This is a genomic window from Pseudoflavonifractor sp. MSJ-30, from assembly GCF_018918045.1.
Taxonomy (GTDB): domain Bacteria; phylum Bacillota; class Clostridia; order Oscillospirales; family Oscillospiraceae; genus Faecousia.
Genome location: NZ_JAHLPU010000071.1, coordinates 26,997 through 41,688 on the forward strand (window position 1 = coordinate 26,997; position 14,692 = coordinate 41,688).

Below are 14,692 nucleotides of genomic sequence, written 5' to 3' on the forward strand. Positions count from 1 at the left end.
TGACGGAAAGTCGTGTCTCTACCCGATTCCCAAGAAAGGCTCGATCCGCGGACGCGCCGCGGCATTGGAGGTTATACGCATGGCAAACGAAAAGAAAAGGAGAAATAAGAAGGTCCGCCAGGACTGGAATCCCCACTGGACGCTGAAAACGGTCTATACTCTGGGGGGCACGGCGCTGTCTCTGCTGAAGATCGCGTTGGGCGCCGCTTTGACGGTGGTCCTGATCCTGCTGGTCTGCGGCGTGGTGTTCGTGGGCACTCTGGGAGACTATCTGCAAAATGATATTCTGACGGAAGCCTCGGACTGGTCCATTGACGACTACGACCTGGAAAAGACCTCTTTTCTTTATTATGTGGACAGCGGCGGAAATATTCAGCAGCTGCAGCAGATTTATACCACCACGGACCGGCAGATCGCCACGCTGGACGAGATCCCGCAGGATCTGATCAATGCTACCGTGGCCATTGAGGACAAGCGGTTTTATGAGCATCAGGGCGTAGACTGGATCACAACGGTCAAGGCGTGCATGAATATGTTCTTCGGCGGCGACAGCCAGTTCGGCGGCTCCACCATCACCCAGCAGCTGATTAAGAACGTCAGCCAGGAGAACAGCATTACGGTGCAGCGGAAGGTCATGGAGATATTCCGGGCCCAGATGTTCGAAAAGCAATACGATAAGGACGTCATCATGTATGAGTACCTGAACCGTATTTATCTGGGCAAGGGCTGCTACGGCGTCAAGAGCGCTGCCGCCGCCTATTTCGGCAAGGAACTGCAGAGCCTGACCACCGCTGAGTGTGCCAGCCTGATCAGCATTACCAATAACCCCTCTTTGTTCAACCCATACTCTAAAAAAGTCTTCAAGTACAAGGGCGAAATGCGGGACGGCGCCGGGCGGAACCGCTACCGTCAGCTGAATGTCCTCTCCGAAATGCTGGCCCAGGGTTATCTGTCCCAGGAGCAGCATGACGAGGCCGTTGCCCAGGAAATGGTCTTCAAGGAGGGTATCGATCCCCAGGATCGCTGGGCGAACTGTGACAACTGCGGTTATTCCGGCACAGTTTCCACCTTCCACAGCGAGGAGGGACGCTACTACTGCCCGGAATGCAATAGCCTGGTGACTGTGAATCAGGATGCCTCTCAGAACGTTTATTCCTGGTTTGTGGACGCGGCCATTCTGGATGTAGCCTCTGACCTGGCGGCGCAGGACGGCGTGGACTGGGAATCCGCCGGTGAAAAAACCCGGAACTACTATCTGGAGCGGATCCAAAAGGGCGGCTACCATATTTACACCACCCTGGACATGGATGTGCAGAATCAGGTGGATGCCGTTTATACGGACCTGTCCAAGATCCCCACCACCCGCAGCACCCAGCAGCTCCAGTCCGCCATTGTGGTCATCGACAACCGCACAGGCGATGTGGTGGCCCTGTCCGGCGGTGTAGGGGAAAAGACGGACTTCTTCGCTTATAACAAGGCGACTCAGGCCAAGCTCCAGACGGGTTCTTCTCAGAAGCCCATATCCGTCTATGCCCCTGCCTTTGAAAAGGGCGGCTTCAGTCCTGCGACGGTCATCAAGGACATGCCCATCATGTACAACGACGGCACACCTTTCCCCAGAAACGATAACCGGGAATATAACTATGCCAGAACAATCTATTCCGGCATTGTGTCCTCTGTCAACGCGATTTCCGCCAACACCCTTACGGCCATCGGCGCGGACTATGGCTACAGCTTCGCAAAATACAACTTCGGCCAGGATTCTTTGACCAGCAGCTATTCCCTCAGCAATGGTCAGAGCCTGTCCGATGTGGGCATAGCCCCTCTGGCGCTGGGCGCGCTGACTGTGGGTTCTACCGTGCGGGAGATGAGCGCGGCCTATGCCACCTTCGCCAACAACGGCGTCTACCGGGAGGCCAGAACCTATACAAAAGTCTACAACTCCGATGGCCAGATCGTTCTGGACAATACCCAGGACAACCGCCAGATTCTGCGGGAGAAGACCGTGGAGTATATGAACTACTGCCTGTACAACGCGGCCAACTACGGCACCGGCGGCGCGGCCATCTTCCCGGGACAGAACATCGCGGGCAAGACCGGCACCACATCCAGCAACCGGGACCGCTGGTTCTGCGGCTACACGGGCTATTACACCGCCGCCGTCTGGTGCGGCTACAACCAGCCGGAGCAGATCAACCTGACCGGCAACTACGGAAATCCCGCCGCAAGACTGTGGAAAATGGTCATGCAGCCCATCCATGATGGCCTGCCCGCCAAGTCCCTCTACAGCGGTGCGGGCTTCCAGAGCGTGACCGTCTGTCTGGATTCCGGCAAGCTGGCTACAGCCGCCTGCTCCGCGGATATCCGGGGGGTTTCCAGAGTGGCTACCGTGAATTGCTACCCGGAGGATGCGCCTACGGAATACTGTGACAAGCATGTGACGGTGGACTACTGTGTCACCGGCGGCGGTGTGGCGACGCCTTTCTGCAGCCTGTTCCCGGACGCGGTTATTGAGACCCGGTCTCTGGTAAAGATGACCCAGAGCGAGGTCGATGAGATCAAATCTGCCATGAATGCCGGCCTGAAGGCGGAGTATTACCAGGACAGCTATGTCTATCTGGTGGACGCCGACGGCAACGGCATTGCCTGGAGCGGCTTCCGCGGTAACGCCAACAACGGCATGGATACCCCTTATATCGTCTGCCCCCTCCACAACCAGCAGGCCTATGAGGATTTTGGCAACCAGAACAACAACGGCGGCAGCAGCGAAGACAACAGCGGCAGCGACAATGGCGATAACGGCGGCTGGGGCGGAGATGACGGCTCGGACGATCCCATCTGGTAAGAAAAAGGAGAGAGATCATGCTTTGGATTTCGGATCAATGGAAGGATTATGAGGTTCTGGATGCCTCTGACGGCGAACGCCTGGAGCGCTGGGGAAACTATATTCTGGTGCGCCCGGACCCTCAGGTCATCTGGAGCACGCCTCACAGCAACCCTATGTGGAAAAGGCAGGATGCCCGGTATATCCGCTCCTCTACGGGCGGCGGGCACTGGTCGGACCATCATCTGCCGGAGCGCTGGCAGATCAGGTACAAGGACTATCTGACCTTCAACGTCAAGCCCATGAACTTCAAGCACACAGGCGTCTTCCCGGAGCAGGCGGCCAACTGGGACTTTATCCGGGAAAAGGTGGCCTCCGCGGGCCGTCCTGTCCGGGTGCTGAACCTGTTTGCCTATTCCGGCGGCGCCACTCTGGCGGCCGCCGCCGGCGGGGCGGAGGTCTACCATGTGGATGCTTCTAAGGGTATGGTTGCCTGGGCGAAAGAAAACGCCGCTGCCTCCGGTCTGGCGGACCGGCCCATCCACTGGATCGTGGATGACTGCGGCAAATTCATTCAGCGGGAGCTGCGTCGTGGCAGAAAATACGACGGCATCATCATGGATCCGCCCAGCTATGGCCGGGGCCCCAGCGGGGAGATCTGGAAGATGGAAACCAGCTTTTTCCCCTTCCTGCAGCAGACGGCCAGGCTTTTGTCGGATGACCCCCTGTTTGTCATTATCAATTCCTATACGACCGGCCTTGCGCCTTCCGCTGTGAGCTACGCCGCCGATGTGGTCTTCGGTCCGGAGCACGGAGGAAAGACGGAAGCAGGGGAGCTTGGCCTTCCTGTAAAGGAGTCCGGACTGGTCCTGCCCTGTGGCGCGACCGGCAGATGGATGCCCTGAGTTTGAACTTCAAAGAACCTAGAAAAGAGGATTCATTTTTGGAAGATATTATTTCTGTGGAGCATCTGGCCTATGTCTATCCGGATCTGGACGGGCAGAAGGGAACTCAGGTCTTCGAAAACTTAAATCTTACCATTGAAAGCGGCAGCTTTGTGGCTATCCTGGGCACAAACGGCTGCGGAAAATCCACTCTGGCGAAGCATTTCAATTCCATATTGCTGCCCTCCGGCGGAAAGGTGTATGTTGACGGCATTGACACTTCCGACCTGAACCGCGTTATGGCTGTCCGCCGGTGCGTCGGTATGGTGTTTCAGAACCCGGACAACCAGATCGTCGCAAATGTGGTGGAGGAGGACGTGGCTTTCGGCCCGGAGAACATTGGCGTTGCCGCTCCGGAGATCCGCCGCCGGGTGGATAAGGCCCTGAAACAGGTGGGCATGTACGAATACCGGGAGCACGCGCCGCATCTGCTTTCCGGCGGCCAGAAGCAGCGCGTCGCCATTGCGGGCGTTATTGCTCTGGAGCCCAAGTGCATTGTTCTGGACGAGCCGACGGCTATGCTGGATCCCAGAGGCCGCCGGGATGTGATGGAAACGGTGGAAAAGCTGAACCGGGAAAAAGGAATTACCGTGGTGCTTATTACCCACCATATGGACGAGGCGGCACAGGCCCGGCGGGTCATTGTGCTGGATAAAGGCAAGGTTGCGGCGGACGGTACGCCGAAGCAGGTATTCTCCCAGGTGGAGATGCTCCATAAGCTGGGACTTGCGGCGCCGGACAGCGTGGAACTGTGCTGGGCACTGCGGCAGAAGGGTTTTGACCTGCCTCTGGATGCCCTGACCCCCGAAGAATGCGCGCAGGCACTTTACGATTGGCTGAAGACCTGACGTGTGGGAGGAATCAACATTGAAACCAATTTTGCAGGCAGAAGACCTGACCTTTGTTTACAGCATCGGTACCCCCTTTGAGCATAAGGCGCTGGACGGCGTTTCCTTTTCCATAAATCCCGGAGAATTCGTGGGCATTATCGGCCATACGGGTTCCGGAAAGTCTACGCTGATGCAGCAGCTCAACGGTTTGCTGAAGCCGACCTCCGGCAGAGTGCTGCTGGACGGGCAGGACATCTGGTCCGATAAAAAATTTACGCGGGAAGCCCGGTTCCGGGTAGGTCTGGTGTTCCAGTACCCGGAGTACCAGCTCTTTGAGGAGACGGTCTATAAAGACATTGCTTTCGGCCCCACCAATATGGGCCTCTCCAGGGAAGAGATTGACCGCCGTGTCCGGGAAGCCGCGGGCTTTGTGGGCCTGACGGAGCAGCAACTGGAGGTCTCACCCTTTGACCTCTCCGGCGGACAAAAGCGCCGGGTGGCCATTGCGGGCGTCATTGCCATGGAACCGGAGGTGCTTATTCTGGACGAGCCAACGGCAGGTTTGGACCCCATTGGCCGCGCGGAGATTCTGGGCAATATCCAGGCCTACCGGCAGGCGAAGAACGCGGCCATTCTGATGGTCAGCCATTCTATGGAGGATGTTGCGCGTCTGACGGACCGGCTGCTGGTCATGAACGGCTCGAAACTCGTCATGGACGCGCCCCCCAGCCAGGTCTTTGAGCATGTCCGGGAGCTGCTGGACATGGGCCTGAGCATTCCACAGGTGACCCAGGTGTTCCTGCGGCTGCGTGAGCTGGGCGCGGATGTGAAGAACGTCTATACCATCGAGCAGGCGGTTTTCGAGCTGCTGCGTCTGAAGGAGGGGAAGGGCCATGCTTAAAGACATTACCCTTGGCCAGTATTTCCCCGGAACGTCCGTGATCCACAGGCTGGATCCCCGGACCAAGCTGCTGGGCGTGATTCTCTACATTGTCGCGCTGTTCCTGGCAAAGAGCTGGATCTCCTACGGTGTGGTGCTTGCGTTTTTGATTTTGGCCATCTCCGTATCGAAGATCCCGCCGAAATCCATTGTTTCGGGTATGAAGCCTCTGGTGGTCATCCTGATTTTTACGGGTGTGCTGAACCTTTTCTATTCCGACGGCGGCGTTGTACTGGTGAAGATCTGGAAACTGACCATCACCTCCGAGGGCCTGACCCGGGCCATTTTTATGACCAGCCGCATTCTGATGCTGATCTCCGGCACCTTCCTGCTGACCTATACCACCTCACCCATTGCGTTGACGGACGGCTTGGAGAGCCTTCTGGGACCGCTGAAGAAGCTCCATGTGCCGGTCCACGAGCTGTCCATGATGATGTGCATTGCCCTGCGGTTCATCCCCACACTCATTGAGGAGACCGACAAGATTATGAACGCCCAGAAGGCCAGAGGCGCGGACTTTGAAAACGGCAGCATTATCGACCGTGCCAAAGCCTTGATTCCGGTGCTGGTGCCGCTGTTCATCAGTGCCTTCCGCCGGGCGGACGAACTGGCAACGGCTATGGAGTGCCGCTGCTATCAGGGCGGCGAGGGCCGCACCAAAATGAAGCTGCTGCGCTACGGCCGCAACGACTTTTACGCCTTCGGCGGCCTGACGGCCCTGATCGCGGTGGTCGCCGTGCTGGCGGGCTTCGGACTGTGAGGAAAAGATGCGCAATATCGCTCTGTTTCTGACCTATCTCGGCACCCGCTACCATGGCTGGCAGGTCCAGAAGAATCTGCCCACAGTGGCGGAGACGGTGGAAAAGGCTGCCGCCCAGGTGGTGGGTCACAGCGTCCATGTGACAGGCTGCGGACGGACCGACGCCGGGGTCCATGCCCGGTGCTATGTGGCCAATTTCCGCACGGATTCCACCATTCCCGTGGACCGTCTGCCCTATGCCCTGAATACCCACCTGCCATGTGATATCGTGGTGACGAAGGCCTTTGAGGTGAACGAAAACTTCAATGCCATCGGCTCCTGTGTCCGCAAGGAGTATACCTATCAGATTTACAATTCCAGATTAAAGGATCCTTTCTATGTGGACCGGGCCTGGTTTTATCCCCGGCATCTGGATGAAGCGGTCATGCAGGCGGCGGCGGACCAGTTTGTGGGTACTCACGATTTTGCCGCGGTCCGCTCTGTGGGCACGGATGTGAAGTCCACCGTCCGGACGGTCTACTACTACAACGTGGAGCGCCGGGGAAATCTGGTGATTCTGAAGGTCTGCGCCAACGGCTTCCTGTACAATATGGCCCGGGCCATGGCAGGGACCGTGGTCTATGCCGCGGAGGGAAAAATCAAGCCCTCCGACATCGGCGCCATCCTGGATTCCGGCAACCGCACGGCTGCCGGCCCTACGGTCCCCGCCGGAGGTCTTTACATGACCCACCTGTGGTATGACGATGGAATCGATAAATTCGAATGCGGCTGCGCGGATACATTTCAGTCTGAGTGAAAAAACCAAATGATAGAGTGTTGGAATTGTCCGGAACGCGGGCGGAGGTAATCAGATACCTCCGCCCGCGTTTTTATTAAAGACAGGTGCAATGCCGCTATCGGTACGGGCCGCTCGATATTGACATTTTGAACAAATCATGACTGCGTAAAATGTATAAAAAATAGAAAATAACAAAAACGCTTGCATTTGAAGTACGATGGTGTTAGCATAGAAACAACTTAATTCGGAACCCGAAATAACAAATTCGATTTCCGAAGAAAGCGGAAAGAGGGAAGATGATTTATGCAGAAGCGGGGCTTGAGAGACGTGAAGCGGCGCAACCGCCATGTGATTATCCAGTCTGTTTTGGACAGCGGTTTGCTTTCCAGAGTGGAGATTGCCCAGAAGACGGGACTTGCTCCGAGTACGGTATCCACATTGGTGGCCGAATTGCTGGAACAAGGGCTCCTTACTGAGGGCGGAAGCCAGGTAACGGCGGGCCGCAGCAGGACGGAATTGATGTTGAACCCCAATTACGGCTGTATTGCGGTGGTTGAGGTCGGCAGGTCAGGCGTGGGGGTCAGCCTGTTCGATATGGCGCTGGAGCTTTTGGAGCATAGTACTCTCTCCGCTTCCTATCTGTCTGGAAATGAGTTATTGGACGCGATTATTAAAGCCGCTTCTCCATTCCGCACGGAATCGCGTCCGTTGGTTGGAATCGGGCTGCTTTTCCAGGAGGATATGCGGGAAAACGATTTCCGGGTAATGTATTCCACGGGATTTGCGTCCGCGAGCATTACGCTGAAGGAGGCGCTGATCTCAGAGTTCCGAATTCCGGTTTTCGAGGACTACGCGCAGATTTACACGGTGAAGGACGCGCTGGGAGAACGGAAGCAGGTGAACAACAGCGCCCAGATCACATTGGGGGAGCGGGTAGTGGTTGCCGTGACACAGCAGGATCAGCCTGTACCGATCCGCAGCGATTTTTTTGAGTCCGGGACCCGATGCCTGGAAGATCTGGTGCCGGAGGACGCGGATGCCGAAAAGCTTGGCATTCTTGTGGCGCTGCTGTGCTCGCTGTTTCTGATTCAGAATGTGTTCCTGTCCTGCGGGGATGGCCTGCGGGAGCAGTTGGGTTCCAGACTTCAGGAGCAGCTGCGAAAGCGGCTGCCTCCTGAACGGGTACCGGAGGTACACCTGTTGATGCGCAGACAAACGGAACGCTGCGCTGTGCTTTATGCGCGGCGGCTCCGGTCTGATATATTATTTAACCGCGGATGACTTAGGAGGCAACTATGGAATTTAAGCAGATGATCGAAACAAACAAATTCAGCCTGGTTGTGAGCCTGCCCTCCAATAAGCTGGAGCTTGCTCAGGCGGCGTTGGATGGAGGAGCCCAGGCGGTAAAGGTACACTGCAACGTGTGGCACCGTGCCAGCGGTCATACCTTCGGGACCTACGCTGAGAATCGGGAGTTTCTGCGCCGGCTGATCGAACTGTGCGGCGATGTGCCTGTCGGTCTGGTTCCCGGCGGAGCCGACGCCTTTATCACGGCTGAGGAGCGGCTGGAGCTGGAGGATATGGGACTGAAGTTCTTCAGTTCTTACAGCCAGCATCTTCCCTGCCATATGATGGAGAGCAAAAAGCTGACGAAGATGGTTGCAATTGACTACACCTACAACGAAAATACACTGGATGCTGTGCGCCGTTCCGCCATTGATGTGCTGGAGTGCTCCGTTCAGCCCGGTGAGAATTATGGTACGGACCTGAATTATGCCGACATTCTGCGCTACAGCGATCTGGTTGAGAAGTCCGGCAAGCCCTGCCTGATTCCCACCCAGCGGAAGATCAAGCCCTGCGAGGTCAGGCATCTGTATGAGGCGGGCTGCAAGGCGGTCATGATCGGAGCAATCGTCATGGGCAAGGAGCCGGACGCTGAGACGCTGAAGCGTGTCACCGCACAGTTCCGCGAGGCTGTAGAGAGCCTGTAAGGCAGTCGTTTCACCCGTATCAAAGCGGGTGTCGATAAAACTGGCGAAAGCCAAAAATAGAAAAGGAGAAGATATTATGTTGCAAGGTTCCCTGATTATCCTGGCCTTTGTCATCATCGCGGCGCTTATGATGACAAAGAAGATCCCCACGCTTCTGGCGCTTCCTCTGATGGCGGTTGTGATCTGCCTGATCGCCGGCGTTCCCGCCGTAGGCGTGAATGCGGAAGGCACCAACATCGGCTGGCTGCAGACCGTCCTGGAGGCCGGTACCGTTCGTATGGGCAGCGCGATCATGGCCGTGGTCTTTGGCGCATGGCTGGGTCAGCTGATGAACAAGACCGGCGTCACCGAGAACATTATCAAGAAGAGCGCGGAACTGGGCGGTGATCGTCCTCTGGTCGTCACTCTGATTATGGTTGCTGCCTGCGCGGTCCTGTTCACCACTCTGAGCGGCCTGGGCTCCATCATCATGGTCGGCTCCATTGTTCTGCCCATCCTGATCTCCGTCGGCGTTCCCGCTATGAGCGCGGCCTGCATTTTCCTGATGGCGTTTACCTGCGGCCTGACTTTCAACATCGCCAACTGGAAGACCTTCTCCAGCATTTTCAGCCTGGAGATCGAGCAGATCAAAGGCTTTGAGGTCTATATGCTTGCTGCTACCGTTATCGCGACACTGATCCTTGTATTTGTAGAGTTCAAGCGCAACGGCGTGAAGTTCGCGTTCTCTGCCCCCGTCGAGGATGCGCAGCCCACCAAGCAGCTCAGCGGCGTTCGCGGCGGCCTGGCAATGCTTACCCCGCTGATTCCCATCATTCTGGTTGCTGCCTTTAAGGTGCCCGTGTGCCCCGCTTTCATGGCCGGCATCATTTGGATCCTGCTGTTTACCTCCAAGAGCTTCTCCAAGGCTATGAACACTCTGGTCAAGACCTGCTATGACGGTATTACGGATGGCGGCCCCGCAATCATTCTGATGATCGGCATCGGTATTCTCTACCTGGCCGTGACCCATCCCATGGTCAAGGAAGTCCTGAATCCCTTCCTGCTGGCCGTGGTTCCCTCCAACAAGGTTGCTTACATCATCTTCTTCTCCCTGCTGGCACCTCTGTCCCTGTACCGCGGACCCATGAACCTGTTTGGCCTGGGCTCCGGCATCGCGGCGCTGGTGATCGGTCTGGGCACCCTGTCCCCCATGGCCGTTATGGGTGCTTTCCTGGCCGCTGAGCGGATTCAGGGCTGCGGCGACCCCACCAACACCCAGAATGTCTGGACTGCAAACTTTGCTGAGGTGGATGTCAACGGCATCACCAAGAAGCTGCTGCCCTACCTGTGGGCAGTTGCTGTGGTCGGCGTTGTAGTCAGCGCTGTGCTGTATTTCTAAAATATCCCCGGAGGGTGCCCGGGAAACCGGGCACCCCGCCTGATTTCGGGCCTGAGTCGGGGCAGGCTCCGGCTGAGGCCTGAAATCAGTAAATAAAACATAACAGGAGGCTATCTATGAAAGTTCGGATCGGTATTGATGTCGGCGGCACCTTTACGGATGCTGTAGCAATCGATAATGACACGTACGCGCTGATTGGCGCGGTAAAAACCCCCACGACCCACACCGCAAAGGAAGGTGTGGCGGCCGGTATTGTGCAGGTGCTGCACAAGGTAATGGAGCAGTACCATATTGCGCCGGAGGATGTGACGTTTATTGCGCACGGAACGACCCAGGCTACCAACGCACTCCTGGAGGGCGATGTGGCTAAGGTGGGCGTTGTGACATTGGGACAGGGCCTGCAGGGCGCGAAAAGTAAGGGCGATACGACCATTGGCAATATTGAGCTGGCGCCCGGAAAGTATCTGAAGTCAGACAATGTCTATGTAGACACAGCGGCTGCGGATATTGACGCCGCGATCCGTACCGCACTGGAAACCCTGAAAAAGCAGGATTGCACCAGCTTTGTGGCGGCGGAGGCGTTCAGTGTTGATGATCCTGCCCGGGAAAACCGTACTGTGGAACTGTGCAAGGACATGGGGCTGCCCGGTACCGCGACCAACGACATTTCCAAGCTGTATGGCCTGAAGATCCGCACCCGTACAGCGGTCGTCAATGCCAGCATCATGCCCAAAATGCTGGAGGCAGCTACGATGACGGATCAGAGCATCAAAGCAGCGGGAATCGAAAGCCCGCTGATGGTCATGCGCTGCGACGGCGGAGTTATGACTGTGGACGAGGTCCGCAACCGCCCGATTCTTACCATCCTTTCCGGCCCCGCGGCAGGTGTTGCCGGCGCGCTGATGTACGAAAAACTCACAGATGGCCTGTTCTTTGAGGTGGGCGGCACTTCTACCGATATCTCTTGCGTCAAGGACGGCAAGGTCATGATCCGTTATGCCGAAGTAGGCGGGCATAAGACCTATCTGAACAGTCTGGACGTGCGCACCGTTGGCATCGGCGGCGGCAGCATGGTGGAGATCAAGAATGGCAAGGCTGTGGATACCGGGCCCAGAAGCGCCCATATCGCGGGCCTGGACTACGAGGTCTATACGCCTGCCGAGAAGATTGTGGAGCCGAAGCTCGCTTCCGTTCGCCCCATGGAAACGGACCCCGAATACGCGTGCATTGAATGCGCAAACGGCGTTCGCGTAGCGCTGACTATGGCCGGCGCGGCGAACCTGGCGGGCTATGTGCATCCGGAGGATTACGCTTACGGAAATACCGAGGCCGCGCGGAAGGCCTGGCAGCCTTTGGCAGACAACATGGGCTGCACGGTGGAAGAGGCCGCCAAAAAGGTTCTTGCGTTCGCGGCTGCAAAAAACAGCAAAGTTGCTGCCCAGCTGATGAAGGATTATGAGATGGATCCGAAGCACACTGTTTTTGTAGGCGGCGGCGGCGGAGCGGCGGCGGTTGTGCCGCATTTGGCGGAGACCATGGGCCACAAGTCCCGGATCGCCAAGAACGCCCCTGTCATCTCTACAATTGGTGTGGCCCTTGCCATGGTGCGGGACATGGTGGAGCGCAGCGTTACCAATCCTACGGATGCGGATATTATCAGCGTCCGCAGAGAGGCGGAGCAGAAGGCAATTCAGAACGGTGCTGCCCCCGGAACGATAGAAGTAAGTGTAGAAGTGGATACCCAGAGAAATATTATCCGGGCCATTGCGGTAGGCGCTACGGAAATGCGCAGCAAGGACAGAATGAAGCAGAAGCTCACGGAGGACCGGCTGCTGGAAATTGCCGCGGAAAATCTGGGAGCCGACAAAGCGAAGCTGCGCTTTGCCGCAAAGAACGGTTCCATGTGGGCGGTTCAATATGAGAAGAACGAGAAGAAGCTCTTCGGCCTTGTGAAGAAGACCACCCATCCGCTGCGGCTGATCGATGAAGAGGGCATTATCCGCCTGCAAAAGAACAATGCCTGGGTCCGCCAGACGACCGTGGGCAGCTGGGAGAAGGATCTCCATTGGATTCTGGAGGAGCTGACGGAATACAACGACGGCGGCACCAATCTGCCCAATGTTTATCTTGTACTGGGAAAACGGATCATTGACCTGTCCGGTATGCAGAAGGGCGAACAGATCGCAAGCCTGGGCAACGTGGAGCTGGCCGGATTTGCGCAGACGGAGCCTCTGATTCTTGCCGCTACCAAGCGCGTGGACGCGTGAGGAAAGGGTTATGGAGCAGTTTCGTTACCCGTTCCCGGGAAGAGAACTGGCAGATCAGGAGCTGACCTATGATCTTTGTTACGGCAAGATTCCTGAAAAGGACCGGGCCGCGATTGTGGAGGCTGCCTGGCGGAAGGGCAGCGAGGCGGCAGAACAGCTGTTCCGGCAGGAAAAGGGCTCCATGGACTTTTACAGCATTGCCCGGCGCAATGGCCTGACGCTGCTGGAGAAGGATACGGATTATGTGGTAGGCGGGCGCCGATACTTCAGCGACTATATTTCCGGACGGAAGTGCGTCAATATCTACGCAAAATCGGTAGGCATGTGGGCAAAGGAAAATGGCCTGGAGTATCAGCAAGCGGTAAATCTGATTTTAAGTCATGAATACTATCATTTTCTGGAAGTGACCCAGCTTGGCCTGACAAGCCGGGACTACCAGGTGCCGGCGCTGGTGCTTGGACCGCTGAAAATTGGCAAAACGGGAATCCGGGCTCTGTCGGAGATCGGAGCGCACGGCTTTGCCAGAACCTATTATGAACTCTGGCTGGAGGAGAAAAAGCATGATGGATCGAAATCTGAACTATGATGTTGTGATCATCGGCGGCGGACCCGCGGGCGCTGTCGCTGCCATTGCTTCCGCAAGGCATGGAGCCAGAACGCTGTTGGTCGAGCGCAATGGGTACCTTGGCGGCGCGCTGACCGGCTGCGGTGTGGGGCCTCAGATGACGTTTCACGCGGGGGATACCCAGGTAGTCCGGGGAATCCCGGATGAGATCGTTTCAAGGCTTCAGGCTCTGGGAATGTCTCCCGGACATATGGAGGACTTTGTCGGATATGCCAGCAGTATCACGCCTTTTGACGCGGAGGGCATGAAGCTTGTGCTGGAATCCATGGCTCTGGAGGCAGGGGCAGAGCTGCTGTATCACACGGTATATACCGGGTGTACCGTGGAGCAGGGCCGGATTGCCAAAGTGACGCTGTACGCAAAGAACGGCTTCTTTGATGTCAAAGCCAAGGTGTTTTTGGATTGCAGCGCCGATGCGGATCTTGCCACCAATGCGGGCGTGTCCAGCGTTTACGGCCGCCCCGCGGACCATCTGGCCCAGCCTATGACCATGAACATCAAGGTTGCGGGAGTTGACCGGGACCGGGTTATGGAATTCGTAAAGGATAACCGGGAGGATATGCTGCAAACCATCCCCTTCGACCATCTGGAGGAGATTCCCCGGACGGGCATCCAGGGGGCCTATTCCAGGATAAAGGCTGCCAAGGCTGCCGGAGAATTTGACGTGGATCGGGATATGGTGCTGTGCTTTGAAACAAACAGCAAGGGAGAATTTATCCTGAATATGTCCCGGATTATCCGAAAGTCCGCGGTGGATCCCTTTGAGCTGACAGAGGCGGAGATTGAAGGCCGAAAGCAGGCGCATCAGATCGTTGCGTTTATGCGCCGGAATATTCCGGGGTTTGAGAACTGCCGTCTGGAAATGACGGGCCCCAGCATTGGCATTCGGGAGAGCAGGAAAATTGACGGAATCTACAAGCTGACAGCCGAGGATCTGCTCAACAATACCATGTTCTCCGATGCCGTCGCAATGGGAGGTTATCCCATTGATATTCATTCCCCGGATGGCGCGGCTATGAAGCATCGCTTTTTAAGGAAAGGCAGCTGGTATTCCATTCCTTACCGGTCTCTGGTGACGGAGCAGGTGGAGAATCTGATTGTGGCGGGCCGCTGCCTGAGCGCGACCCATGAGGCGTGCGCGGCTGTGCGTGTAACACCTATTGTCATGGCCATGGGACAGGCCGCCGGAACCGCCGCCGCCCAGAGCGCCGGAACGGGCCAGGCGGCAAACAGACTGGATACGGACGTTCTGCGGAAGACGCTTCGGGAAGACGGCGTGTTCCTGGAGGAGTATCAGTCATAATTATGGACCATAAAACCGGCTCTCCAACCGTTGACTACGGCTGAGGAGTCGG

At 56.9% G+C, this 14,692-nt stretch carries 12 protein-coding genes; all 12 read left to right on the forward strand.

Annotated elements, in window-relative coordinates; genetic code table 11:
* The first annotated feature begins 79 nt into the window (after positions 1–79).
* Entirely contained in the window at positions 80–2,845 is a 2,766-nt protein-coding gene (locus KQI10_RS11170) for a transglycosylase domain-containing protein (RefSeq protein WP_216567472.1), read from the forward strand.
* Between the two features lie 17 nt (positions 2,846–2,862).
* A complete protein-coding gene (locus KQI10_RS11175; RefSeq protein WP_216567473.1) occupies positions 2,863–3,729 on the forward strand; it encodes a class I SAM-dependent methyltransferase in 867 nt (288 codons plus the stop codon).
* A 38-nt stretch (positions 3,730–3,767) separates the two neighbouring features.
* The gene (locus KQI10_RS11180) at positions 3,768–4,616 is read left to right on the forward strand and encodes an energy-coupling factor transporter ATPase (protein ID WP_256445317.1); all 849 of its coding nucleotides are present in this window, start codon (positions 3,768–3,770) and stop codon (positions 4,614–4,616) included.
* 19 nt (positions 4,617–4,635) lie between these two features.
* On the forward strand, positions 4,636–5,499 hold the full coding sequence (locus tag KQI10_RS11185; RefSeq protein ID WP_216567475.1) for an energy-coupling factor transporter ATPase: 864 nt from the start codon (positions 4,636–4,638) through the stop codon (positions 5,497–5,499).
* Entirely contained in the window at positions 5,492–6,298 is an 807-nt protein-coding gene (locus KQI10_RS11190) for an energy-coupling factor transporter transmembrane protein EcfT (protein ID WP_216567476.1), read from the forward strand. The genes KQI10_RS11185 and KQI10_RS11190 overlap by 8 nt, the downstream gene beginning before the upstream one ends.
* A gap of 7 nt (positions 6,299–6,305) precedes the next feature.
* A complete protein-coding gene (gene truA / locus KQI10_RS11195; RefSeq protein WP_216567477.1) occupies positions 6,306–7,094 on the forward strand; it encodes a tRNA pseudouridine(38-40) synthase TruA in 789 nt (262 codons plus the stop codon).
* A gap of 285 nt (positions 7,095–7,379) precedes the next feature.
* Positions 7,380–8,357 carry an ROK family transcriptional regulator gene (locus KQI10_RS11200; RefSeq protein WP_216567478.1) on the forward strand — a complete coding sequence of 326 codons (978 nt, stop codon included), beginning with the start codon at positions 7,380–7,382 and terminating at the stop codon, positions 8,355–8,357.
* Positions 8,358–8,371: 14 nt separating this feature from the next.
* A complete protein-coding gene (locus KQI10_RS11205) occupies positions 8,372–9,067 on the forward strand; it encodes a hypothetical protein (protein ID WP_216567479.1) in 696 nt (231 codons plus the stop codon).
* 76 nt (positions 9,068–9,143) lie between these two features.
* Positions 9,144–10,445: a C4-dicarboxylate ABC transporter gene (locus KQI10_RS11210; protein WP_216567480.1), complete on the forward strand. Its 1,302-nt coding sequence runs from the start codon at positions 9,144–9,146 to the stop codon at positions 10,443–10,445.
* 116 nt (positions 10,446–10,561) lie between these two features.
* Positions 10,562–12,712 (forward strand): hydantoinase/oxoprolinase family protein, encoded by a 2,151-nt coding sequence (locus KQI10_RS11215; RefSeq protein ID WP_216567481.1) that lies wholly within the window; start codon positions 10,562–10,564, stop codon positions 12,710–12,712.
* 10 nt (positions 12,713–12,722) lie between these two features.
* Positions 12,723–13,298: a hypothetical protein gene (locus tag KQI10_RS11220; protein ID WP_216567482.1), complete on the forward strand. Its 576-nt coding sequence runs from the start codon at positions 12,723–12,725 to the stop codon at positions 13,296–13,298.
* Positions 13,273–14,640 carry an FAD-dependent oxidoreductase gene (locus KQI10_RS11225; RefSeq protein ID WP_253285260.1) on the forward strand — a complete coding sequence of 456 codons (1,368 nt, stop codon included), beginning with the start codon at positions 13,273–13,275 and terminating at the stop codon, positions 14,638–14,640. Before KQI10_RS11220 ends, KQI10_RS11225 begins: the two co-directional genes overlap by 26 nt.
* Positions 14,641–14,692 lie beyond the last annotated feature (52 nt).